The organism is Pseudomonas sp. TE3-3-F2023, from assembly GCF_036784815.1.
In the GTDB taxonomy this organism is placed as follows: Bacteria; Pseudomonadota; Gammaproteobacteria; order Pseudomonadales; family Pseudomonadaceae; genus Aquipseudomonas; species Aquipseudomonas pudica.
The window spans coordinates 5,224,350-5,247,316 of the sequence record NZ_CP145113.1; the positions used below are offsets into that span (position 1 = coordinate 5,224,350).

The following is a 22,967-nucleotide window of genomic DNA, read 5'->3' on the forward strand; positions in this document are numbered from 1 at the left end:
GTGCTCTTCAATTCGCCTTCACCACCACGGCGGTGATGTTGTCAGGGGCGCCACGGGTCAGCCCCAGGTGCACCAGGCTGCGAACCACTTGATAGGGGTCGGCGTGGCCGAGCACGTCGGCGATCTCGTGGTCTTCGGCGGTCTTGTTCAAGCCGTCGCTGCACAGCAGATAGGTGTCGCCGGGCTTTACCTGCACATCCACCGCCTGCAGCTCAAGCTGGTCCTCGACGCCGATGGCGCGGGTGACGATGTTGCCGCGCGGGTGCACGCGGGCTTCGGCCTCGTTGAGCAGGCCGCTGTCCTGCAGTTCCTGGACGTAGCTGTGGTCATGCGACAGGCGCTCGATGCAGCCATCGCGCAGCCGATACAGCCGGCTGTCCCCGGCCCACAGGCCTACGGCGCGGTCCCCACGGGCCGCCAGGACCACCACCGTGCTGCCCATCATCGCCACGCCCCGGCGCAAGGTCTCCTCGCGCACGGCGCGGTTTACCCGTGCCAGGGTGTCACGCAGGGCCTGGGTGAAATCCTCCAGCCCATCGACGAGCGGCAACTGGCGCAGGCTGTCCACGGCCAGGCTGCTCACATAGTCACCGGCGGCATGCCCACCCATGCCGTCGGCAACGGCCCACAGGCCATCCCAGGTCAGCTCCAGGCAGGCGTCTTCGTTGATCTTGCGGACCATGCCTACATGGCTGTAACTGGCCGCGCTGTAGTGCACCCGGCTCATGCTGGTATTGCCTCGCTGCCCAGCAGGAACGCGGCGAACTGGTCGCTGCGCGGCAGGCCCTGGCTACGCAGCAGGCCAGGTGCGATCCGCTCGCTGCCCAGCCCCCACCACAGGCTCATGCCCTCGCAGGCGCATTCGGCCAGTGCCAACGCCCTGCCCTGCGGTGTGATGCCGTCCAGCCGCTGCAACCCGCCCACGGCCACACGTGCCCCCTGCAGCAGCGGCCGGGGTTGGTCGAAAGGCTGCAAGGCTGCCTCGAAGTGCTCGAAGGCTGCATCCGCTTCAAGCGTGCCCAGCAACGCCGCCTCGACACCTTCGAACCACTCATCGGCCCCGCCAACGATGCCTGCGATCGCCACCCCGGGCTCCAGCACCTGCGCCACGCTCAGCGGAAAATACCGCCCCACCCGGTCAATGCTCGGCATCAGCACGCCAACCACCGCATCCGGGCCACACACACCAGGCGCCAGGGCAAAGCGCCACAACGGGCTGACCAGGTAGGCCTGCAGCCAGGCCTCGCCAAGCGCCTGCTGGCTGGCCTGGATACCGGCGGCCAGCCACTGGTCCCAGGGCTGGATGAAGGTCTGCGGCAAGCCACGGCTGACGAAGTCGCCGCGGCAGGCCAGTTTTCCGTAGAAACCCACGTCGTTCACAGATGCTCCGGCAGGCTGAAACCGCTGACCACTCGGCTGCGGAACGGGTTGAAAGCGCTGCTGGCACGCAGCTCGTACGACACGCTGGCGCCATCCACGCGCAAACGCAGGTTGAAACGCTCCGGCGAGCTGCCAGCCACCAGGTCGGCCTGGTCGAGCAGGCGGAACCACGCCCATGGGCCCTCCACGGTCAGCCCCGAACGGCCACTGGCCGATGGCGGCGCGATCGACAGGCGAACCACGCCGATGCTGTTCGGGTTGGGCCACTGCAACGCCACCGGGCGGCTCGGGCCGTGGTCGTAGCTGACCTGCTGACCGTCCAGATCAAGCAGGAACTGGGTGATGCTGGCGTCCATCGCCACCGGCTTGAGCTCGAAACGCACGCTTGGCTGCAGGCCGTTACCGCTGCGGAAGAACGCATCGCGGATGGTCGCCGCGCGCTGGAAGGTGTACAGCACATTGCCGCTGATCCCGAGTTTCTGCGCAGCGCCCGGCTGCCAGCTCCAGGGCGTGCTGGAAGTATTGACGTAGGGCTGCAGGTACTTGCGGAAGTAGTTGTCCATCACCCCGCCGACCCCGAAGAACTGGCCGAAGTCTTCCAGGGTGGCGTCACGCGAACTGCCGGCCACCAGCGGGTAGCGGCCGCTGAGCGACTGGCGGTAGACATTCAGCACTTCGCTGGCCCAGGCGGCATTGAGCTGGTTACGCACCCCGCCCATGACGATGCCATGGGTCGAGCCGAGTACCGAACTGACCAGGTTCTGCACCACCCTGGGCTGGCGCGCCGCACCCAGGGCTACCCGTTGCGCCGCAGCCTGGGCCTGGTTCTTGGCTTCGCCGAGCAAGGCATCGCCGCTGGCACCGACCATGGCGCTGACCTGCACGTACAGCGCATTGAGGTCGGTGAGCAAGCCGTCGATGGCGGCGGGCTGGCCTTCGCCGCTGCCAACCAGCGCGGCCAGTTCGGCGAAGTGCGCGGTCACCGGGTCCTGCGTACGGGCTGCTGGGCTGTCAACGGGTAGCGGCGCGTCGCCGAGCAGCCCGCCAAGGCGCTGGCGCAACTGGTCGACACCGGCCTGCTCGGCCTTGTCCTGGGCCTTGTCGAGCGTGGTCGGCTGCGCCAGGTTGGTTTCACGGGCCACCGCCTGCAGCAGCTGCTTCAGCGGCGAGGTCGGCCCGGACAGCACCCGCAACACATCGGCGGCTTGGCCAACGCTGGTGACAGGCACGACGTCCAGGTCGTCGAGCAGGGCATCCCAGTGACGGATGTAATCCTGGTAGTAGAGTTGTTGCACATCATCGGCCAGGCGTTTGGCATCGCCCGCTTCGCCCGGCGTGCGGCCCAGCACCCAGCGCTCCTCGGCCAGCGTGGTGCTCTGCGCCAGGCTGGCGGCGAGAAATGCCTGCCGGTAGCCCTGAACGGTGAACAGCCCCGGCAGCGGCTCGCTCAGCGGCTTGCCGCTCTTGAAGCGAAACACCAGGGCTGCATCGCGCCCGGCGGCGTCGCTGACGCGGAAGTCTTCGACCCCGCCTGGCAGCTTCTGGCGCTTGACCCGGTCGTAAACACGCTGGGCCACCGGCAACTGCTGCAGCTGGCGACGGGTGTCGTCGATCAGGCGCTGGTCCAGGCGTGCGTTCGGCGGACGTTTCTCGAACAGCGCCGCCAGGTGCTGCCCCAGGGCTTGACGCAGGTCAGGCGCAAGGTCGCGGGGTAACTGGCGCTCCCAGTCGAGGGTGATCCAGGCCTTGATGAAGTCTGGGTCGTAATGCTCGGCATCGGCCAGCATCAGGTAGGCCTTGAGCCCTTCGTAGAGGTAGTCGGACGGCCCCCCGGCATACAGCTGTTCCTCGATGCGGGTGACCAGGCGAGGGGCGAAAATGGCGATCAGCAGCTTGCGGTAAAGGCTCAGCGATTCGCTTTCGAGCATGTCGCCCTGATACAGGCCCAGACCCTCGGCCCAGCTGGGAGGGTTGTCGGCCAAGTGGCGGACGGCGTTGAGCAGCGGCAGCACGTCGACCACGTTGCGCTGCGCAGGGCTCAGGCCTTGCACGCTCTTGCCCAGTGGCTGAAGGCGGCTGTCGACCTCGGCGATGTATTGCTGGTTGGCCCGGTAACTGAGGGCCCACAAGGTCCCGACCAGCAGCACCAGGGCTACGCTCAGGGCCAGCGCACCACGGGCGATCCAACGGCGCCGCCGCTCCACCTTGGGGTTGCTGCCGACCAGGCCGCGCTCGGCGAAGGCCACGGCAGTGAACAGCCGCTCGATGAAATAGCTGCGCCCGCTACCGCTCTGGCGTGCCAGGTGCGCACGGTCAAGGCCCATGCTCTGGGCCATGCTGCCGATCAGTCGGTCGATGGGGCTGCCTTCCTGGGTACCGCTGGTGAAATACACACCGCGCAGCAACGCCCGTGCCTCGAAGGCGTTGGGCTTGAAGATGCCGTCGAGGAAAGCGTGGAGGTTGCCACGCAAGGCGGCGAACTGTTGCACGAAACCGTAGATAAGGTCGCGTCGGGCCGGGTCGCGTTCCTGTTGCAGGCGCTCGACCAGGCGCTCGCCGAGCCGCCGTTCGAGCAATGCGAACTCGTTGTCGAACTGCGCCAACGGGCCGTCAGCGCCCTGCTCGACGGTATCCAGCGGGAAGGTCATGCCCCATACCTGGGCGCGCTCGTCCTTGCCCAGGTTGTCGAAGAACTCCATGAAGCCCGGCACCAGGTCGAGCTTGGTCAGCATCAGGTACACCGGGAAGCGCACGCCCAGCTGGCTGTACAGCTCCTGGATGCGCGCACGGATCGCCACGGCATGGGCGCCGCGCTCGGCGTCGCTGCCCAGCAGCAGGTCGGACAGGCTGATGGCGATGAATGCACCGTCGATGGGGCGGCGCGAGCGCTGGGTCTTGAGCAGGTCGAGAAAACCCAGCCAGGCCGCCTTGTCGACCTGGGCGTGGCTGTCCTGGGTGGTGTAGCGGCCGGCAGTGTCGAGCAGCACCGCCTGGTCGGTGAACCACCAGTCGCAGTTGCGCGTGCCGCCCACACCGCGGATGGCGCCCTCACCCAGTTGCGCCGCCAGCGGGAAGTGCAGGCCGGAGTTGACCAGCGCGGTGGTCTTGCCCGAGCCGGGCGGGCCGATGATCACGTACCACGGCAGCTCGTAAAGGTTGCGACGCTCGTCACCGCCCAGGCGGGCCTTCTTCAACAGGGCCAGGGCCTCGTCCATGCGCTGGCGCAGCGCCGCCAGCTCTTCGGTGGTGGCCACGCTGGCAGGGTCCGGGGCGGTTTCTGCGGCCAGGCTCTGCATGACCTTGGCCGCCTGCCGGCGCGCCTGCACGATGCGCCAGGCGCGGTAGCCGCCCCACAGGGCGAACAACAGGACGATCAGCAGCCAGCGTGGCGTGGGCGACGCCAGCATGTCCAGCAATGGCCCGACGAACCAGATGATCAGGCTCAGGGCGATCAGGCCCAGCAGCGGGATAACCCAGCGAATGACAAAACTGAAAAACGCCTTCACTCGACGCCCTCCGCCAGAACGGTGATTTCAACCCGGCGATTCTTCGCCCGGCCCTGCGCGGTGTCGTTCGACGCCAGGGGTTCGGTGTCGCTCAGCCCTTGCGCGCTGAAGCGCTCGGGTTGCCCGGTGCGCGCGGCGAGGATGCCCTTGACCTCTTCGGCGCGCGCCTGGGACAACGCCCAGTTGGATGGGAAGCGCAACGTCGCGATGCGCTGGTTGTCGCTGTGCCCGGTGACCCGAACATTGCCCTTGACCTTGGCCACAGCCTCGGCGATGCGCAGCATCAGCGGCTGGAAATCGCCCTTGATGCTGGCGCTGGCGCTGGCGAACAGCTCGTCGCCGCGAATGGTCACCACCGAACGGTCGACCGCGTCTTCGACGGAAACCCGGCCGGCCTTGATGTCATCGGCGAGGAACCCGGCCAGGCGCGGGCGCTCAACTGGCTTGGGCTGCAGCACCGGGCGGTCCATGGCTTGTACCGGGATTTCGCCCAGTGCGTGGATACCCCGGAACACCGGCTCGGCATCGGCGGCCAGCTTCAGGCGCAGGCCGAACAGCAGCAGCAACAGCAATGCCACGGCCACCGCCAGGCCCACCCATGGCGGCACGAACTGGGCCAGGCGGTCACGGCTGACGGCCACCCCACGCCAGTGTGGCGAGAGTTCGCGCTCACGCTCGCCACGGGCGCTGCGAATTGCCGCAGCGGTGCGCTCGCGCAGCGCTTCGAGCTGGGCGCGGCCATCGTTCATGACCCGGTAGCGGCCCTCGAAGCCTAGGCTGGTGCACAGGTACAACAGCTCCAGCAGGTTGAGGCGTTCGCGCGGGCTCTGCAGGCAATGCTCCATCAGCTGGAACACCTTCTCACCGCCCCAGGCCTCGTTGTGCACCGTGATCAGCAAGCTCTGGCGGCTCCAGTCGCTGGCACTGCCCCACGGCGTGCTGAGCACCGCCTCGTCCAGCGCGGTGCACAGCGCATAGCGCGCCAGCAGCACTTCGTTGCGCACCACCCCGGCGGCTTCGGCACGGGTCTCGAACTGGCGCAGATACGCCAGCAACTGCGCTCGCAGGCTGGCCGGCGCCGAATGAGCGATGGTGTTGCGCAGGCGGGTAAGCAAGGCCAGCAACGGCCCGGCCGCCTGCTCGAGTGGGTTGAGACCCACGCCCTGGCCAGGCGCCAGGGGCTCGGCCGGTACCTGCAACGGTGGCGGCTGCGGCGCTGGCGCGGCGGGTTGCGGGGCAGCACGGCCACCGGGGCGCGGCATGAACTGGGTACGGTCGTTGGCCTGCGGATCGTCCGGGTGCATCACGGGTTATCCTCGAATGGCCCAGAAGGCCAGGCTCAGGCCGGGGAACTCGCCGGCGACGTAGAAGGCAAAGCCACCGGAGTGTTGCAACTGCTTCCAATGCTCGCTGCCGCGGTCGAGCTCGAAGTAGGTGGAACCGGCATGGAACGGGATCTGGCGGGGCGCCACCGGCAATGGCAACAGGCCGATGCCCGGCAGTTGCAGGTTGACCAGGTCGCGGATGTGCTCCACCGAGCCGATCTTGCTCTGCTGGCCAAAGCGGCTGCGCAGCGTCTCGCTGGGCACATCGGCACGCACCACCAGGACGAAACTGGCGCTGTCGAGCAAACTGCGGTCGGCAAGCATGCCAACGTGGATGCCGTAAGCCTTCTCGACGATGGGGATGGCCACCGCCTTGCTGTCGATCAGCGTCGACAGGGCCTCGCGCAAGGCGGCCATCACTGGCGCGAAGGTCGCCGCCAGGTCGTCGTGCTGATAGACCGGGAAGCTGCGCGGTCGGCGGCCATCGCGGGTGAAGGTGGCGAACTCGCCAGCCAGGGCCACCAGCTCGCTGTACAGCCGCTCGGGGTGCAGCGGGCTCAGCTGGTTGAGGTGCTCGACCAGCGGCTGGGCGCGGTTGACCAGTTGCAGCAGCATGAAGTCGGCAATCTCCGACGCCCCGCCATTGGCCGAGGCGACCACCCTGCCCGCCAGCGCTTCGCCACGCTGGTGCAACAGGCCCAGCAGCTCGCCGCAGAAACCGGACAGTTGTTGGCTGGCCGCCACGTCGAGTACCGGCGGGATGTAGCTGTCATCCACCACCAGCGCGCGGTCGGCGCGCTTTTCGCGGATGCGCAGCATGCCGAGGGCGGCGTAGTCGCTCAGGCCGTCCTCGCTGCGCAGCAGGCGCAGGGCGCGGCTGCCGAGGGCCAGTGGGGCACGGTTCTCGAACGGCGCGTTGTCGTCACGCACTTCGCTGACTCGGCTGATGTAACGGGCGCCAGCGAGGGCTTCGCCCTCGTCGACGGTGTCGCGGGCCCCTGCTCGCTTGAGTGGCAGCCCCAGGTGGACAACGCCATCGCGCAGATCGTCGGGCACTTCCAGCGGCGCGGGTGGCAGGTCGTCGCGGGGAATGTCGAACGGCGTGCCATCGGGCAGCAAGCCGCGGGCACTGATAATCGCCACCTTGCCCTGGGCAAGCAGGCCCTGATCGAGCAGCAGCTCGGAGAACCCCCAGGCGGCCGCGTTCAGCGGCCGGTTGCGGGCGTCGACCAAGTGTTCGAGGTAGCGATCATGCTGTTGGAAATGCTGGGTCGTGATGAACATGCCTTCCGACCACACCACGCGATTGTTCCAGGACATGGGGACTCCGATTGCCTAGCGGGCAGGTTCAGGTTGTGGGGTGGCCACGGCGCTGCGCACGGCACGCACATCGAGGCTGATCTGATAGTCCCGCGGCGGCACCGGCAGCACGCTGCGCCACTGGGCCTGGTCGATCTCGCGGTAACCGACCACCAGGCCGATGTGGCGAGTGGCAGGGTCGAGCGGACGCTCCACGCGCAACTGCCCGCCGGGTTGCAACAGCACTTCGTCCTGGTCGATCAGGTCGGCGCCGAGGGTGGCCTGGGCGCGCTCGGCCAGGGCGAAGTAGTCGGCGCGGGCAAATGCCGCGCTGTTCTTCAACTCGTACAGGCGCACCCGTACCGGCGCAGGCGTGCCGCCAGGGCCTGGGTTCAGCCCCTCGGCGGCACTGAAATACAGGGTCACGGCGGCGCTGTCCGGTGCACTGTCGGCAGCGGGGGCAACCGGCGAGTCCTTGCTGCAGGCGGCCAGCAGCACCAGGCTCAGGGCTGCGACCAGTCTTATTGCTTTCATCCTTGTCCTCTTGACGTACCGTGGTCTTCCTGGGTGCGCTCAACTACGTTGCAAACGGTTGCTGTGGGCCTCGTAGGCGCGGCTGAATTCGCGGCCGAACAGTTCCTGGAAATCGTCTTCGGCTTCACGGGAGATCTGCCCGTAAAGCTCGGTGAACTGCTGCCAGCAGTGGGCCTGGCGCGAGCCACCGAACAACTTGGCCAGCCCAGCCGCAGGTGCCAGGCGCTGCTCCAGGCGCGCCGGCTGGAAACACGCAAGCAGGTGCTTGATGGCGGCCTGCACGCCCGCCATCACCGCCAGTTGGTGGGCGCGCACATCATCGAAGCTTTCACGCACGGCCTGGTCCGGCGCCATGAACGCCTGGTTGCCGTGACGCAGCAACAGCAGCAACGCCTCGTCGGCATTTGGGGCGAACTTCAGCGGGTTGTTCTGCACCGGGGCGATGGTGGTCTGCTGCATGCGGAACTCGCCCTTCAGGCTGCTGCGTGCACGCAACACGTCGATCAGGCCCTCCACCATCAAGCGGTAGCTTTGGCCGATGGCCTCCATCTGCGCGGCGGCGTCGGCGGCGTCGATGCGCAAGTGCTCGACACCGGCGCCGCGCAGGAACGCCTGCAGCAACGCATCGCTGCTTGCAGCTGGCGCAGGCGCAGCGGTGGGTGCTGCGACCGGAGCGCTCGCAGCCGGCTGTGCAGGCACTGCCGGAATGGCTGGCGCAGGCGGCGCAGTCGGGGTCTGTGTCTGTGCGGGTGCGGGTGCGGGTGCCGGTGCCGGTGCCGGTGCCGGTGCCGAGCCGAACAGGTTCCAGTCTTCCGGGATCATCCCCGGCGCAGCCGGTTCGACGGTCGGGGCAGGCACCGCCACGGGGGTTGGCGGGCGAAAGTCGTGCTGCTGAGCCGGCACATGGTCGGGCTGGCTGACCGGCGGCACACTCGAGGGGCCAAGGAAGTCGAACAGGTCAGGCAGCGTGTCGTGGTTCGAAGCGCCTTGCAGGAACGCAGCCGGCGCACCGGAAATCGGCGGGGCGGGAATGGCCGGGGCCGCCACCTGGTTGGCCATCAGCGCCTCGAAACTGTGTGCCTGGGGTTCGCCATCCAGGGTGCCGGGCAGGTTCGCGTCGATGCGCGCCTGTATCTCGTATTCCCCAATACGGATAACTTCGCCATCCAGCAACGGCTCACTGTTACCGCGACGCAAGCGAATACCAGCACGAACTAATTCCACACCGTTCGTACTGTCATCGGTCAAAAAATATCGCCCGTCCTTGAACTGGATCACACAATGCCGGGCCGATACCAACCGCTCGGGGTCCGGAAGTACCCAGTCATTATCCGCCGCACGGCCAAGCGTGATGGCACCGGTTTCCAGCCGCATCTCCGGGCATTGCCCGGGAGTAATCTTGTGGTAACTAGTGATAGTTAGGCAAAGTGCCATCACGCCTCCATGCATCCATTTAAAACACCGATCCATCCATTTGAGTTATTTTTCAACAGCCACTCAAATATGGCTGAACCCCTTGATTTACGGGGCTTCACGCCTGCAACCGAACATACGACGGCTATTCAACGCTAACGCCGAGGTTAACTGAATGGAATCGGACGAGCGGTGCCCGGTTACTGCCAACGAATTCACAGCTGGCACTCGAGGGCGCGTAGCTTACCTTGACACGCGCGAATAAATAAACCATAAATGCGCAACTTCGAAGTGCCAAAATAATATCACCATGATATCACCCCGGCACTCTTTGGAAAGTTTGTGCGCCAGTTCACATTTGCAACTTCGCACAACAACACGCCCTCACCAAGGGCCGATATGGAGATCGAATTCTGGTGAATGCATCGCCGCTGCTCGCCGCTGTTTCCGCTGACTTCCCCTGCGGCGATGACCTGGAATATGACGCCGAGTTTCTGCAACTGGAACGTGACGCCCAGGGCCGCCCCGAGCGCGTCATGGGCGACGCCGTCCAGCCTGCCGAGCCACCGCAGTGGCGCGATATCGAGCAGGCAAGCACGGCCTTGCTGCAACGCAGCAAAGACCTGCGCATCACCCATTTTCTGCTTCAGGCCAACCTGGCCCTGCACGGCCTCCCAGGGCTTGCCGCCAGCCTGGAACTGATCCGCGATCTGCTCGGCGAGTACTGGCTGCACCTGCACCCGCAACTGGACGCCGCCGACGACAATGACCCCACGGTACGGGTCAACGCCCTGGCCGGCCTGGCCTGCGACACCAACATCGCGCTGCTGCGTGACGCGGTGCTGGTGCGCTCGCGTGCCTTCGGCCCGGTTACCCTGCGCGCGGCGCTGCACGCCGCAGGTGTTCAGCATTTCGCCAGCGAACAGCTCAGCGCCGAGGAACTGGCCGCCGCCCTGCGTGATGCCGACCCCGACCAGCTGCAGCAATGCCAAGAAGCGCTACAGCTGGCCCGCGAGGCCGTGGACGCCATCGAGAGCCGAGTCAACGACCAGGTCGGGTCGGCCAGCGGTATCGACTTGTCAGCCTTGCGCCAGCCGCTGCGCCTGGTGCAGCAGGTACTGGCTGACTACTGCCCCGACGGTGCGGGCCCTGCCCCGCAAGCCGGTGACACACCGGCTGCGGAGCGCGATGACGAACAGCAGGCGACCGCCAGCGCCGGCCCCGGCACACGGCCGGCTGCCCGCCCCGGCGAAGTCAACAGCCGCGAAGACGTGCAGCAGAGCCTTGACCGCCTGTTGCAGTACTACGCCCGCCACGAACCATCAAGCCCACTGCCGGTACTGCTACACCGGGCGAAGAAGCTGGTCCATGCCGATTTCGCAACCATTGTGCGCGACCTGATCCCCGATGGCTGGTCGCAATTCGAGAACCTGCGCGGCCCCGAGGACAACTGACGTCCTCGGCCCGCATCAACACCGACGCCCGCAACGAACAGCGCCGCCGTACCGGCGACCAGGAGGAACAACGTGGCGAAAGACAGCTCCCAGAAATTCATCGCGCGCAACCGTGCGCCGCGGGTGCAGATCGAATATGACGTCGAGCTCTACGGCGCCGAGAAGAAAGTCCAGTTGCCGTTCGTCATGGGCGTGCTGTCGGACCTTGCCGGCAAGCCGGCCGAGCCGCTGCCAGCGGTGGCCGAGCGCAAGTTCCTGGAAATCGACGTCGACAACTTCGACTCGCGCCTGAAGGCGATGAAGCCACGCGTGGCCTTCAACGTGCCCAACGAACTGACCGGCGAAGGCAACCTGAGCCTGGACATCACCTTCGAGAGCATGGACGACTTCAGCCCGGCCGCCGTGGCACGCAAGGTCGACGCCCTCAACCAGCTGCTCGAGGCCCGCACCCAACTGGCCAACCTGCTGACCTACATGGACGGCAAGACCGGTGCCGAGGACATCATCCTCAAGGCCATCAAGGACCCGGCCCTGCTGCAAGCCCTGGCCAGCGCACCGAAACCCGTCGACAACGAGCCCAAGGCCTGAGGAGACAGCCCATGAACGATCCATTGCGCGACGCCCAGGCCCAGCCGGAAGCTGCCACCCAGGACCCGAGCGAGTTCGCCGCCCTGCTGCTGCAGGAATTCAAGCCCAAGACCGAACGTGCCAAGGAAGCGGTGGAAAGCGCCGTGCGTACCTTGGCCGAGCAGGCCCTGGCGCAGACCAGCCTGGTGTCCAACGATGCCATTGGCTCGATCGAGCAGATCATTGCCGCCATCGACGCCAAGCTGACCGCACAGGTCAACCAGATCATCCATCACAACGACTTCCAGCAGCTGGAAAGCGCCTGGCGTGGCCTGCACTACCTGGTCAACAACACCGAGAGCGACGAGCAGCTGAAGATCCGCGTGCTCAACGTCTCGAAGACCGAGCTGCACAAGACCTTGAAGAAATTCAAGGGCACCGCCTGGGACCAGAGCCCGGTGTTCAAGAAGCTGTACGAAGAAGAGTACGGCCAGTTCGGCGGCGAACCTTATGGCTGCCTGGTCGGCGACTACTACTTCGACCAGTCGCCACCCGACGTCGAGCTGCTGGGCGAGATGTCGAAGATCTGCGCCTCGATGCACGCGCCGTTCATTGCCGCCGCTTCGCCGACCGTGATGGGCATGGGCTCCTGGCAGGAACTGAGCAACCCGCGCGACCTGACCAAGATTTTCACCACCCCGGAATACGCTGGCTGGCGCTCGCTGCGTGAGTCCGAAGACTCGCGCTACATCGGCCTGACCATGCCGCGCTTCCTGGCGCGTCTGCCTTATGGCGCAAAGACCGACCCGGTCGAGGCGTTTGCCTTCGAAGAAGACACCGACGGCGCCGACAGCAGCAAGTACACCTGGGCCAACGCCGCCTATGCCATGGCCGTGAACATCAACCGCTCGTTCAAGTACTACGGCTGGTGCTCGCGCATTCGTGGCGTTGAGTCGGGTGGCGAAGTACAGGGCCTGCCGGCGCACACTTTCCCCACCGACGACGGTGGCGTGGACATGAAGTGCCCGACCGAAATCGCCATTTCCGACCGCCGCGAAGCGGAACTGGCCAAGAACGGGTTCATGCCGCTGTTGCACAAGAAGAACACCGACTTCGCTGCCTTCATTGGTGCCCAGTCGCTGCAGAAGCCGGCCGAGTACGACGACCCGGACGCCACCGCCAACGCCAACCTGGCCGCGCGCCTGCCGTACCTGTTCGCCACCTGCCGCTTCGCTCACTACCTCAAGTGCATCGTTCGCGACAAGATCGGCTCGTTCAAGGAGAAGGACGAGATGCAGCGCTGGCTGCAGGACTGGATCCTCAACTACGTCGACGGCGACCCGGCGCACTCCACCGAGACCACCAAGGCCCAGCACCCGCTGGCAGCGGCCGAGGTTGTGGTCGAGGACGTCGAAGGCAACCCGGGTTACTACAACTCGCGCTTCTACCTGCGCCCGCACTATCAGCTCGAAGGGCTGACCGTGTCGCTGCGCCTGGTATCGAAGCTGCCTTCGGCCAAAGGGGCCTGACAGCCCTGGGGGCTGCCTGACAGCCCCAACTGCACCCAACCGCCAACCTGACATGTAATACCGAGGACACCATGGCTGTAGATATTTTCATCAAGATCGGCGACATCAAGGGCGAGTCCCACGACAAGGCCCACAAGGACGAAATCGACGTGCTCAACTGGAGCTGGGGCATGTCCCAGTCCGGCAACATGCACATGGGCAGCGGCGGCGGCTCGGGCAAGGTCAACATCCAGGACCTGTCGATCACCAAGTACATCGACAAGTCCAGCCCTAACCTGATGGCCCACTGCTCCAGCGGCAAGCACATCGACAAGGTCAAGCTGACCGTGCGCAAGGCCGGGGGCGAGAGCCAGGTCGAGTACCTGATCATCAACCTCGAAGAAGTCATCATCAGCTCGCTGAGCACCGGTGGCTCGGGCAGCGACGACCGCTTGACCGAGCACGTGACCCTGAACTTCGCCAAGGTCACCGTCGACTATCAGCCGCAGAAAGCCGACGGCACCAAGGAAGGCGGCCCGATCAAGTACGGCTGGAACATCCGCTCCAACGTCAAGATCTGACCGACCGCGCCCGCGCCGCCTTGGCTGGCGCGGGCGCCTTCCCCCACCTCACCCGCTCACGGTGAACCCCATGGCCAAGCCTTCTTTCATCAACCTCTGGAATGCCTACCCGACCGACTCCTCGCCTTGCGACGGCGGCTGGGACAACCAGTGCGCCATTCGCATGAGCATCGCGCTCAACGGCGAGCACACCATCAAGGTGAACGCCGGTACCTACAGCGAACCACGTTGTGCCCATGGCCATGCGCGGGGTGCCGAATCGCTGGCCAACTGGCTGTGGAAGCACCATCTCGGCGCCCCGCTGCAACTGAGCGGCAGCGCAAGCGACCGCCTCAAGCTCGGCGAAAAGCGCGGCATCATCTTCTTCAAGGACTGCTTCGCCCGTGCCGGGCAGGCATTCGAAAACCGTACCGGCGATCACATCGACCTGTGGGACAGAGGCCGGGTCACGGGCTATTTCGCCGACCAGGCCCATCGTTCGAAGGCCGTCTGGTTCTGGGAGCTGAAATGAAACGTGCGCCCAAAGCCATGCCCGCCCTGCTGGTCGCGTTCGCCCTGAATGCCTGTGCACAGCCACCCGCTCCTTCATCGAACGCGGCGCCGGAGGTCTACCTTGCCGGGAAAAAGCTTGTACTGGTGAACCACGAAGGCCGCTGCGCGTTGCGCAAGGCCGATGCCTCGCTGTTGCAACTGGAGATGCCCTGGCCCTGCCAGCTCAGCCCGGAGCGAGATGGCGGCAAGCCTCGCGTGGAGCAGTTCAATGGCGCGCAGATCATCATTGTCAGCCATGTGCAGCCAGACCCGTCACAACCCGGCCGTTGCGAGAGCCAGTACCAGGCTGTTCGACAGCTGGGCGAACGCCTGGAGCCTTCCATCCTGGCACGTGGCGCCAGCTGTTCGAACGGCCCTGTAGACCAGAAGAACTTCGTGGGGCTGTTCGAGTGGTAGCCGAAATCGCCGCCCGCGACCGTCTGCAGCCCTCGCTGCTGGACCGCCTGACCGACGACGACCCGGGCAACCCGCAGGAAGCACCGGACAAGCGCGTGCTCAGCCTGCACCAGCTCAAGGCCTCGGTACTGCGCGACCTCGCCTGGTTGCTCAACACCACTTCGCTGCTCGACAGCGCCGCCACCCTGGGCACCCCCGCCGGGGCTTCGGTGATCAACTACGGCCTGCCGGCCCTGGCCGGCAACAGCGCCTCGAACATCGACCTGGCCGCCCTGGAGCGCATCATCCACCAGGCCATCGCCACCTACGAGCCACGTATCCTCGCCCATACCCTGAAGGTGCGTGCCCAGGCCGCACCCGGCGAGATGAATGCCAACGCCCTGAGTTTCGAAATCGAAGGCGACCTGTGGGCCCAGCCAGCGGCCTTGCCGTTGCTGCTGCAGACCGAGGTGGACCTTGAGTCCGGCCATGTGCGCGTGGCCCCTGCCGAGCGCCGGAGGCGTGCATGAACCCACGCCTGCTCGAGCTGTACAACCAGGAGCTGCAGCACATCCGCGAGAGTGCGGCGGAGTTCGCCCGGGAATACCCGAAGATCGCCGGGCGCCTGACGCTGTCCGGCATCGAGTGTGCCGACCCCTATGTCGAGCGCCTGCTCGAAGGCTTCGCCTACCTCACCGCGCGGGTGCAGCTGAAGCTGGATGCCGAGTACCCGACCTTCACCCACAACCTGCTGGAGATTGCCTACCCGCACTACCTGGCGCCGACCCCGTCGATGACCGTGGTGCAACTGCAGACCGACCCCGACGAGGGGTCCCTGGCCGCCGGGTTCCGCCTGCCGCGCGACAGCGTGCTGCGCGCCAACCTGGGGCGCAACTCGCAGACCCCGTGCGAGTTCCGCAGTACCCAGGACGTCACCCTGTGGCCCTTGCAGGTAGCCCGCGCCGAGTACTTCGGCAACCCCGGCGCGGTGCTCGGGCGCCTGGCCAGCAGCGTGCCGCAAGCCCGCGCCGGCCTGCGCCTGACCCTGCGCAGTGGCGCCGAGTTGCCGTTCGCCAGCTTGCCGCTCAGCCATCTGCCGTTGTACCTCAACGGCGCCGACGAGACTCCGTTCCGTCTCTACGAGCAACTGCTGGGCAGTGCCTGTGCGGTGTTCGTGCGCCAACCCGGCGCCGATTGGGTGGAACGTATTCCGGTCGAACAGGCCCTGCGCCCGTGTGGCTTCGATGACCGTGAAGCGGCGTTGCCGGTGGTGCCCCAGGCCTTCCAGGGCTACCGCCTGCTGCAGGAGTACTTCGCCCTGCCGCAGCGCTTCCTGTTCGTCGATTTTGCCGGGCTGGAGCAGGCCGTACAGCGCTGCACCGGCCAGACGCTGGAAGTGCTGGTATTGTTCGAACGCTTCGACCAGAGCCTGGAGAGCAGCGTCGGCGCGAGCCAGTTCGTGCCGTTCTGCACCCCGGCGATCAACCTGTTCCCGCGCCGTGTCGACCGCCTGCACCTTTCCGATCGGGTGCATGAACACCACGTGATCGCCGACCGCACCCGGCCCACCGATTTCGAGATCCATTCCCTGCAGCGGGTCACCGGCCACGGCACCGGGCCGGATCAGGAATTCCTGCCGTTCTACGCGGTGCGCGACCCGTCGCGCTACGGCCGCGACCAGGCCTACTACATAGTGCGCCGGGAGCCGCGGGTGTTGTCCAGCGACCAGCGTCGCAATGGCACCCGCTCCAGCTACATGGGCAGCGAAACGTTCATCAGCCTGGTCGACGGCCAGCAGGCCCCCTACCGCCACGACCTGCGCCAGCTGGGTATCAGCGCCCTGTGCAGCAACCGCGACCTGCCTCTGTTCATGAGTGTTGGCGACGGGCGCAGCGACTTCAGCCTGGCCGACAGCGCACCGGTCGCCGGCGTGCGTTGCCTGGCCGGCCCAAGCCGGCCCAAGGCCAGCCATGCCCATGACAACCGCGCCTGGCGCCTGATCAGCCAGCTGTCGCTGAACTACCTGTCGTTGGCCGAGCACGGCCAGGGCGCCGCCGCCCTGCGCGAATTGCTGCGCCTGTATGGCGACCCGCAGGACAGCGCCCTGAACCTGCAGATCGACGGCCTGCGCGACGTCAGCAGCAAGCCCTGCACCCGACGCCTGCCGATGCCCGGGCCGATCGTTTTCGGGCGTGGCCTGGAGATAACCCTGACCTTCGACGAAAACGCCTTCCGCGGCACCGGCGTGTTCCTGCTCGGCGCGGTGTTCGAGCGTTTCCTGACCCGCTACGTGTCGATCAACAGCTTCACCGAAACGGTACTGCGCACCAGCGAACGCGGCGAGATCATGCGCTGGTCGGCCAAACCGGGGCGCAGGCCGACCCTATGAACACCTTGCAGGCCATGCAGGACGAGCCCTGGGCGTACGATTTCTTCCAGGCGCTGCGCCGCCTCGAAGCGCAATACCCCGAGCTGCCACGCTTCGGTCATTCCCTGCGCCTGGCCGACGAGCCTGTGCGCCTGGGCCAGCGCCTGGACTGCGGGTTCGCCCCGTCGACCCTGGCCTCGGTCAGCGCCGACGGCAACCAGCCGGCGCGCCTGGAGCAGTTCTTCTTCGGCCTCGGTGGCCCCAACGGGCCGCTGCCACTGCACCTGACCGAATACATGCGCGAGCGCCAGCGCAACCATGCCGATTCGACCAGCAAGGCGTTCCTGGACGTCTTCCATCACCGCCTGCTGAGCCTGTTCTACCGTGCCTGGGCCGAAGCCCGGCCGACCGTCAGCCACGATCGCCCGGGGGATGACTACTGGGCCGCGCGCCTGGCGGCGCTCAGTGGCCGTGGCCAACCCGAACTGCAAGGCCAGGGCGCACTGGCCGACACCGCCAAACTGCACTGGTCCGGCCACCTGAGCGCGCAAACACGCTACCCGGACGGCCTGTGCAGCATACTGAGCGGCTATTTCGGCGTACCTGTGACGCTGGAAGAATACGTCGGCCAGTGGCTTGAGCTGCCCGAACGCAGCCAGCTCGGCGTGCGCGCCAACCGCCTGGGCGTGGACCTGTGCCTGGGCCGCTACGCCTGGGACCGCCAGCACAAGTTCCGGTTGTGCCTCGGCCCGCTCAGCCTCGACCAGTACCACGCCCTGCTGCCCGGCGGGCAGGCCTTCGTCGAACTGGCGGCATGGGTCGCCGAATACCTGGGCCAGGAACTGGACTGGGACCTCAACCTGATCCTCGCGCAGGACCAGGTGCCTGCGCTGCACCTCAATGCCGGCCAACGCCTGGGCTTCGATACCTGGCTTGGCCGCCCTCCGCACGATGCACGCGACCTGAAGCTGGCCCGGTATTACGCCGACCAGCCGGCCGCCGCCCACCATACAAGGAACCAGGACCATGGGTGAAATCAGCCGCGCCGCGCTGTTCGGCAAACTCAACAGCATCGCCTACAAGGCCATCGAGGCCGCAACGGTGTTCTGCAAGCTGCGGGGCAACCCCTATGTCGAACTGGTGCACTGGCTGCACCAGTTGCTGCAACTGCAGGACAGCGACCTGCACCGTATCGTGCGCCAGTTCGATATCGAGCCGGCGCGCCTGGCCCGCGACCTGACCGATGCGCTGGACCGGCTGCCGCGCGGTTCGACCTCGATCACCGACCTTTCCTCGCAGGTGGAAGAAGCCGTCGAGCGCGGCTGGGTATACGGCAGCCTGATGTTCGGCGAGAGCCAGGTGCGCAGCGGCTACCTGCTGGTCGGCATCCTCAAGACACCTGGCCTGCGTCATGCCCTGCTGGGCCTGTCGAGCGAGTTCGCCAAGCTGAAGGTCGAGGCGTTGAGCGAACGCTTCGACGAGTACGTGGGAGACTCACCGGAGAACCACCTGGCCGCCACCGACGGTTTCAGCGCTGCGCAGCCTGGCGAGGCCAGCGGCGCCGTGGCGCCTGCGGCGATGGGCAAGCAGGAGGCGCTCAAGCGCTTTACCGTCGACCTTACCGAACAGGCCCGAAGCGGCAAGCTCGACCCTATCGTCGGCCGTGACGAAGAGATCCGCCAGCTGGTCGATATCCTCATGCGGCGCCGGCAAAACAATCCGATCCTTACCGGTGAAGCTGGTGTCGGCAAGACCGCCGTGGTCGAAGGGTTCGCCTTGCGCATCGTCGCTGGCGACGTGCCGCCGGCGCTCAAGGACGTTGAGCTGCGCAGCCTGGACGTTGGCCTGCTGCAGGCTGGCGCCAGCATGAAAGGCGAGTTCGAACAACGCCTGCGCCAGGTGATCGAGGATGTGCAGGCCTCGCCCAAACCGATCATCCTGTTCATCGATGAAGCCCATACCCTGGTCGGTGCCGGTGGCGCCGCCGGCACCGGCGATGCGGCCAACCTGCTCAAGCCGGCACTGGCCCGTGGCAGCCTGCGCACGGTGGCGGCTACCACCTGGGCCGAGTACAAGAAGCACATCGAGAAGGACCCGGCCCTGACCCGTCGCTTCCAGGTGGTGCAGGTGGACGAGCCGAGCGAAGCCAAGGCGCTGCTGATGATGCGTGGGGTGGCATCGACCATGGAGCAGCACCACCAGGTGCAGATCCTCGACGAAGCACTCGAAGCCGCAGTCAAGCTGTCGCACCGCTACATCCCGGCGCGCCAGCTGCCGGACAAGTCGGTGAGCCTGCTCGATACCGCCTGCGCGCGCGTGGCCATCAGCCTGCACGCGGTGCCGGCCGAGGTCGACGACAGCCGCCGGCGTATCGAGGCGCTGGAGGTCGAGCAAGCGATCATCGCTCGTGAAGCCGCCATCGGCGTGCCTACCGGGCAGCGCCAGGCCCAGGCCGACACCCTGCTGGCCGAAGAGCGCCAACGCCTGGCCACGCTGGAAAGCCGCTGGGCTGAGGAGAAAGCTTTGGTCGACCAGTTGCTGGCCACCCGCGCCCAGCTGCGCGACCAGGCCGGGGTGGTCGACCAGGACGCGCAGGTGCCAGGCAACCCTGAACTGCGCGAAACGCTGGCCGACCTGCAACGGCGCCTGAGCGCCCTGCAGGGCGAGAGCCCGTTGATCCTGCCGACCGTGGATTACCAGGCAGTCGCCTCGGTGGTGGCCGACTGGACCGGGATTCCGGTGGGACGCATGGCGCGCAACGAGATCGAGACCGTGCTCAACCTCGACAGCCTGCTGGCCAGGCGCATCATTGGCCAGGACCACGCGCTCGAAATGATCGCCAAGCGCATCCAGACCTCCCGCGCCGGCCTCGACAACCCGAACAAGCCGATTGGCGTGTTCATGCTCGCCGGCACCTCTGGCGTGGGCAAGACCGAGACCGCACTGGCCCTGGCCGAGGCGCTGTACGGCGGTGAACAGAACCTGATCACCATCAACATGAGCGAGTTCCAGGAGGCCCATACCGTCTCGACCCTCAAGGGCGCCCCACCTGGCTACGTCGGCTACGGCGAAGGCGGGGTGCTGACCGAGGCCGTGCGCCGCCGGCCGTACAGCGTGGTGCTGCTGGACGAGGTGGAAAAGGCTCACCCGGATGTGCACGAGATCTTCTTCCAGGTGTTCGACAAGGGCGTGATGGAGGACGGCGAAGGCCGCCAGATCGACTTCCGCAACACACTGATTCTGCTCACCACCAACGCCGGTACCGAGCTCATTGCGCGCACCTGCAGCGACCCGCAGGCCCTGCCCGACCCAGACGCGGTGGCCAGCCAGCTGCGCAAGCCGCTGCTGGAAATCTTCCCGCCGGCGCTGCTCGGCCGCCTGGTGACAATCCCCTACTACCCGCTCAGCGACGCCATGCTCAAGGCCATCACCCGCCTGCAACTGGAGCGCATCCGCAAGCGCGTGGAAGGCACGCACAAGGTCGGCTTCGCCTACGACGAAGGGGTGGTGGAACTGATCGTTTCGCGCTGTACCGAAACAGAAAGCGGTGGCCGCATGATCGACGCCATCCTCACCAACGGCCTGCTGCCGGACATGAGCCGCGAGTTCCTTACCCGCATGCTCGAAGGCAAGCCGCTGGCCAGCGTGCGCATCAGCCGCCGCGAAAACGACTTGCACTATGACTTCGGCGCAGCCGACTGACAGGACGGACCATGCTGTTCACGCAGTTCACGCGCCTGGCGCAGATCAACAGCCCGTTGGGGCCGGACAAGCTGATCCTGGCCGAAATGGGTGGCAGCGACGAGCTCGGCCGCCTGTTCGACTATGAGCTGCAGCTGACCAGCGACGACCCGGCCATCGACCTCAATGCCCTGCTGGGCAAGCCGATGAGCTTGAGCGTGCAGCAGGGCCTGGGCACCTCACGCTACTTCCATGGCATCGTCGCCCGCTGCAGCCAGTCGGTGGACCAGGGCCAGTTCGCCAGCTACCGGGTCACCCTGCGCCCCTGGCTGTGGCTGCTGACCCGCACCAGCGACTGCCGCATCTTCCAGCACCTGAGCGCGCCGCAGATCATCAAGCAGGTGTTTCGCGACCTGGGCTTTTCCGACTTCGAGGATGCCCTGAGCCGCAGCTACCGCGAACGCGAATACTGCGTGCAGTACCGCGAGACCAGCTTCGACTTCGTCAGCCGGCTGATGGAAGAAGAAGGCATCTACTATTTCTTCCGCCACGAAGCGCAGCGCCACGTGCTGGTGCTGGCCGACGCCTATGGCGCTCACCCGCAGGTGCCTGGTTACGAAAGCGTGCCCTACTACCCGCCGGACGGGCAGCACCGCGAGCGTGACCACATCAACGACTGGCACCTGGCCCAGGAAGTCCAGCCTGGTTCGCTGGAGCTCAACGACTACGACTTCCAGCGCCCCAGCGCACGCATCGACGTGCGCTCGGCCATGCCACGCCCGCACCAGGCCGGTGACTACCCACTGTACGACTACCCCGGCGCCTACCAGCAAAGCCAGGATGGCGAACACTATGCGCGTACCCGCCTGGAATCGCTGCAGAGCCTGCACGAGCGGGTCGAGCTGCGCGGCAACGCCCGCGGCCTGGGCAGTGGCCACCTGTTCAGCCTCAGCGGTTTCACCCGCCAGGACCAGAACCGCGAGTACCTGATCGTCGGCGCACGCTACTACGTGCATCAGGAGCGCCTGGAAAGCGGCACCGGCAGCAGCGCAGCGCAATTCGAAAGCAACCTCAGCTGCATCGACGCACAACAGAGCTTCCGCCCGCAGGGCAGCACCGTGCGGCCGATCGTGAAGGGCCCGCAGACCGCCGTGGTGGTCGGCCCCGCTGGCGAGGAGATCTGGACCGACCAGTATGGCCGGGTGAAAGTGCACTTTCACTGGGACCGCCACGACCAGTCCAACGAGAACAGTTCCTGCTGGATCCGCGTATCGCAGGCCTGGGCCGGCAAGAACTGGGGCTCGATGCAGATCCCGCGCATCGGCCAGGAGGTGATTGTCAGCTTCCTCGAAGGCGACCCCGACCGGCCCATCATCACTGGCCGCGTCTACAACGCCGAACAGAGCGTGCCCTACGACTTGCCCGCCAATGCTACGCAAAGCGGCATGAAGAGCCGCTCGAGCAAAGGTGGCAGCCCGGCCAACTTCAATGAAATCCGCATGGAGGACAAAAAGGGCGCCGAGCAGATCTACGTACATGCCGAACGCAACATGGACACCGTGGTCGAGCAGAGCGAGACGCTGGCCGTCGGCATCAACCGTACCCAGACGGTGGGCATGCTGGAAACCATCACCATAGGCCAGGACCGCATCCGCGCCGTGCGCCGCGACGACATGTTGCTGGTCGGCGCCAGCAAGACCGATAGCGTCAGCACCAGCTACCTGATCGAAGTGGGCGAAAACCTGCGCCTGGTGTGCGGCAAGAGCGTGATCGAGCTCAACGCCAGCGGCCAGATCAATATCAGCTGCGAGCAGTTCAGCTTCCATGCCAGGCAGAACGGCGAGATCAATACCGACGGCACCCTCGACCTGAACGTCGGCAGTGGTGCGCAGACCGCGCCCGACAACCAGGGCGTGAAAAAGACCATCGACGACTCGGTGAAGGCGATCTTCTCCGGCTCCGACCAGTAACGAGACCTGTCATGAGTTATCGCGTCAACGAATTCCGCCTGGCCTTGCCCGATGCCGCCGTGCAGGACAGCAGTATCAACATCCTGCGCTTCGAGGCGCTGGCTACCTCGCTGATCATCAGCCGCAGCCTGCTGGCCGAAGGCGAAACCTTGCAGAGCAATTTCGATGGCCAATTGCAGCGCCTGCAGCAGCAGGTCAAGGACCTGCGCATGCAACCCGCCCAGGCGGTGCAGGTAGGCGCCGGGCAGGCGATCGCCGCCATCGAGCTGAGCAGCCAGTTCAGCAAGGGCCAGGAGAAGGTCTATCAGTACCAGCTGGCCCTGGTGCTGCCTGGCACGCGCAAGATGTTTGCCCTGAGCTACGTCAAGGCCAGCCCGCTGGGTGCGACCGAAGCGGCGCACTGGGCAAGCATCAAGCAGTCGCTCGACTTCGACAACCTGGGCTGATCGCGCAC

The 22,967-nt window shown here is 66.2% G+C and carries 19 protein-coding genes; 12 read left to right on the plus strand and 7 right to left on the minus strand.

Going from position 1 to position 22,967, the window contains the following annotated elements; genetic code table 11:
* Window positions 1-7 precede the first annotated feature (7 nt).
* The 7 genes from V3314_RS23970 to tagH are packed head-to-tail and all read right to left on the minus strand — an operon-like array spanning window position 8 to window position 9,478.
* Window positions 8-727 carry a protein phosphatase 2C domain-containing protein gene (locus V3314_RS23970; protein WP_046616237.1) on the minus strand — a complete coding sequence of 240 codons (720 nt, stop codon included), beginning with the start codon at window positions 725-727 and terminating at the stop codon, window positions 8-10.
* Window positions 724-1,380: a type VI secretion system-associated protein TagF gene (gene tagF / locus V3314_RS23975; protein ID WP_046616238.1), complete on the minus strand. Its 657-nt coding sequence runs from the start codon at window positions 1,378-1,380 to the stop codon at window positions 724-726. The genes V3314_RS23970 and tagF overlap by 4 nt, the downstream gene beginning before the upstream one ends.
* Window positions 1,377-4,886 carry a type VI secretion system membrane subunit TssM gene (tssM, locus tag V3314_RS23980; protein ID WP_338459724.1) on the minus strand — a complete coding sequence of 1,170 codons (3,510 nt, stop codon included), beginning with the start codon at window positions 4,884-4,886 and terminating at the stop codon, window positions 1,377-1,379. The genes tagF and tssM overlap by 4 nt, the downstream gene beginning before the upstream one ends.
* Window positions 4,883-6,190, minus strand: a complete 1,308-nt coding sequence (locus V3314_RS23985) for a DotU family type VI secretion system protein (RefSeq protein ID WP_046616240.1) — start codon at window positions 6,188-6,190, stop codon at window positions 4,883-4,885. Before V3314_RS23985 ends, tssM begins: the two co-directional genes overlap by 4 nt.
* A gap of 6 nt (window positions 6,191-6,196) precedes the next feature.
* Window positions 6,197-7,531: a type VI secretion system baseplate subunit TssK gene (gene tssK / locus V3314_RS23990; protein WP_338459725.1), complete on the minus strand. Its 1,335-nt coding sequence runs from the start codon at window positions 7,529-7,531 to the stop codon at window positions 6,197-6,199.
* A 15-nt stretch (window positions 7,532-7,546) separates the two neighbouring features.
* Window positions 7,547-8,044, minus strand: a complete 498-nt coding sequence (gene tssJ / locus V3314_RS23995) for a type VI secretion system lipoprotein TssJ (protein WP_196174295.1) — start codon at window positions 8,042-8,044, stop codon at window positions 7,547-7,549.
* Between the two features lie 39 nt (window positions 8,045-8,083).
* Window positions 8,084-9,478 (minus strand): type VI secretion system-associated FHA domain protein TagH, encoded by a 1,395-nt coding sequence (gene tagH / locus V3314_RS24000; protein ID WP_338459726.1) that lies wholly within the window; start codon window positions 9,476-9,478, stop codon window positions 8,084-8,086.
* Between the two features lie 395 nt (window positions 9,479-9,873).
* Here tagH and tssA point away from each other — a divergent pair, with 395 nt between their 5' ends.
* The 12 genes from tssA to V3314_RS24060 all read left to right on the plus strand — a co-directional run bounded on the left by tssA (window position 9,874) and on the right by V3314_RS24060 (window position 22,959).
* Window positions 9,874-10,911, plus strand: coding sequence for a type VI secretion system protein TssA (tssA, locus tag V3314_RS24005; protein ID WP_046616244.1), 1,038 nt, complete (start codon window positions 9,874-9,876; stop codon window positions 10,909-10,911).
* 72 nt (window positions 10,912-10,983) lie between these two features.
* Window positions 10,984-11,499, plus strand: coding sequence for a type VI secretion system contractile sheath small subunit (gene tssB / locus V3314_RS24010; protein WP_025340314.1), 516 nt, complete (start codon window positions 10,984-10,986; stop codon window positions 11,497-11,499).
* An 11-nt stretch (window positions 11,500-11,510) separates the two neighbouring features.
* On the plus strand, window positions 11,511-13,007 hold the full coding sequence (gene tssC, locus V3314_RS24015) for a type VI secretion system contractile sheath large subunit (protein ID WP_046616246.1): 1,497 nt from the start codon (window positions 11,511-11,513) through the stop codon (window positions 13,005-13,007).
* A 71-nt stretch (window positions 13,008-13,078) separates the two neighbouring features.
* Window positions 13,079-13,567, plus strand: a complete 489-nt coding sequence (locus tag V3314_RS24020; RefSeq protein WP_046616247.1) for a type VI secretion system tube protein Hcp — start codon at window positions 13,079-13,081, stop codon at window positions 13,565-13,567.
* A gap of 70 nt (window positions 13,568-13,637) precedes the next feature.
* The gene (locus tag V3314_RS24025; RefSeq protein WP_025340317.1) at window positions 13,638-14,078 is read left to right on the plus strand and encodes a type VI secretion system amidase effector protein Tae4; all 441 of its coding nucleotides are present in this window, start codon (window positions 13,638-13,640) and stop codon (window positions 14,076-14,078) included.
* Window positions 14,075-14,515 (plus strand): hypothetical protein, encoded by a 441-nt coding sequence (locus tag V3314_RS24030; protein ID WP_196183446.1) that lies wholly within the window; start codon window positions 14,075-14,077, stop codon window positions 14,513-14,515. The genes V3314_RS24025 and V3314_RS24030 overlap by 4 nt, the downstream gene beginning before the upstream one ends.
* Entirely contained in the window at window positions 14,509-15,024 is a 516-nt protein-coding gene (tssE, locus tag V3314_RS24035; RefSeq protein WP_025340319.1) for a type VI secretion system baseplate subunit TssE, read from the plus strand. The genes V3314_RS24030 and tssE overlap by 7 nt, the downstream gene beginning before the upstream one ends.
* Complete coding sequence (gene tssF, locus V3314_RS24040; RefSeq protein ID WP_085600961.1) at window positions 15,021-16,883, plus strand: type VI secretion system baseplate subunit TssF; 1,863 nt, start codon at window positions 15,021-15,023, stop codon at window positions 16,881-16,883. The genes tssE and tssF overlap by 4 nt, the downstream gene beginning before the upstream one ends.
* Window positions 16,880-17,896 (plus strand): type VI secretion system baseplate subunit TssG, encoded by a 1,017-nt coding sequence (gene tssG, locus V3314_RS24045; RefSeq protein ID WP_338459727.1) that lies wholly within the window; start codon window positions 16,880-16,882, stop codon window positions 17,894-17,896. Before tssF ends, tssG begins: the two co-directional genes overlap by 4 nt.
* Window positions 17,889-20,564 carry a type VI secretion system ATPase TssH gene (gene tssH / locus V3314_RS24050; RefSeq protein WP_196183444.1) on the plus strand — a complete coding sequence of 892 codons (2,676 nt, stop codon included), beginning with the start codon at window positions 17,889-17,891 and terminating at the stop codon, window positions 20,562-20,564. Before tssG ends, tssH begins: the two co-directional genes overlap by 8 nt.
* An 11-nt stretch (window positions 20,565-20,575) precedes the next feature.
* Window positions 20,576-22,513 carry a type VI secretion system tip protein VgrG gene (locus V3314_RS24055; protein WP_046616252.1) on the plus strand — a complete coding sequence of 646 codons (1,938 nt, stop codon included), beginning with the start codon at window positions 20,576-20,578 and terminating at the stop codon, window positions 22,511-22,513.
* An 11-nt stretch (window positions 22,514-22,524) separates the two neighbouring features.
* Entirely contained in the window at window positions 22,525-22,959 is a 435-nt protein-coding gene (locus V3314_RS24060) for a DcrB-related protein (protein ID WP_046616253.1), read from the plus strand.
* Window positions 22,960-22,967: the final 8 nt, after the last annotated feature.

What these genes read in the sequence shown, in the direction of transcription:
- V3314_RS24020 (WP_046616247.1), top strand. Translation starts at nt 13,079, where the DNA reads ATGGCTGTAGATATTTTCATCAAGATCGGCGACATCAAGGGCGAGTCC.
- V3314_RS24060 (WP_046616253.1), top strand. Translation starts at nt 22,525, where the DNA reads ATGAGTTATCGCGTCAACGAATTCCGCCTGGCCTTGCCCGATGCCGCC.
- tssJ (WP_196174295.1), bottom strand. Translation starts at nt 8,044, where the DNA reads ATGAAAGCAATAAGACTGGTCGCAGCCCTGAGCCTGGTGCTGCTGGCC.
- tssH (WP_196183444.1), top strand. Translation starts at nt 17,889, where the DNA reads ATGGGTGAAATCAGCCGCGCCGCGCTGTTCGGCAAACTCAACAGCATC.
- V3314_RS24030 (WP_196183446.1), top strand. Translation starts at nt 14,075, where the DNA reads ATGAAACGTGCGCCCAAAGCCATGCCCGCCCTGCTGGTCGCGTTCGCC.
- V3314_RS23985 (WP_046616240.1), bottom strand. Translation starts at nt 6,190, where the DNA reads ATGCACCCGGACGATCCGCAGGCCAACGACCGTACCCAGTTCATGCCG.
- V3314_RS23970 (WP_046616237.1), bottom strand. Translation starts at nt 727, where the DNA reads ATGAGCCGGGTGCACTACAGCGCGGCCAGTTACAGCCATGTAGGCATG.
- V3314_RS24025 (WP_025340317.1), top strand. Translation starts at nt 13,638, where the DNA reads ATGGCCAAGCCTTCTTTCATCAACCTCTGGAATGCCTACCCGACCGAC.
- tagH (WP_338459726.1), bottom strand. Translation starts at nt 9,478, where the DNA reads ATGGCACTTTGCCTAACTATCACTAGTTACCACAAGATTACTCCCGGG.
- V3314_RS24055 (WP_046616252.1), top strand. Translation starts at nt 20,576, where the DNA reads ATGCTGTTCACGCAGTTCACGCGCCTGGCGCAGATCAACAGCCCGTTG.
- tssK (WP_338459725.1), bottom strand. Translation starts at nt 7,531, where the DNA reads ATGTCCTGGAACAATCGCGTGGTGTGGTCGGAAGGCATGTTCATCACG.
- tssF (WP_085600961.1), top strand. Translation starts at nt 15,021, where the DNA reads ATGAACCCACGCCTGCTCGAGCTGTACAACCAGGAGCTGCAGCACATC.
- tssC (WP_046616246.1), top strand. Translation starts at nt 11,511, where the DNA reads ATGAACGATCCATTGCGCGACGCCCAGGCCCAGCCGGAAGCTGCCACC.
- tssG (WP_338459727.1), top strand. Translation starts at nt 16,880, where the DNA reads ATGAACACCTTGCAGGCCATGCAGGACGAGCCCTGGGCGTACGATTTC.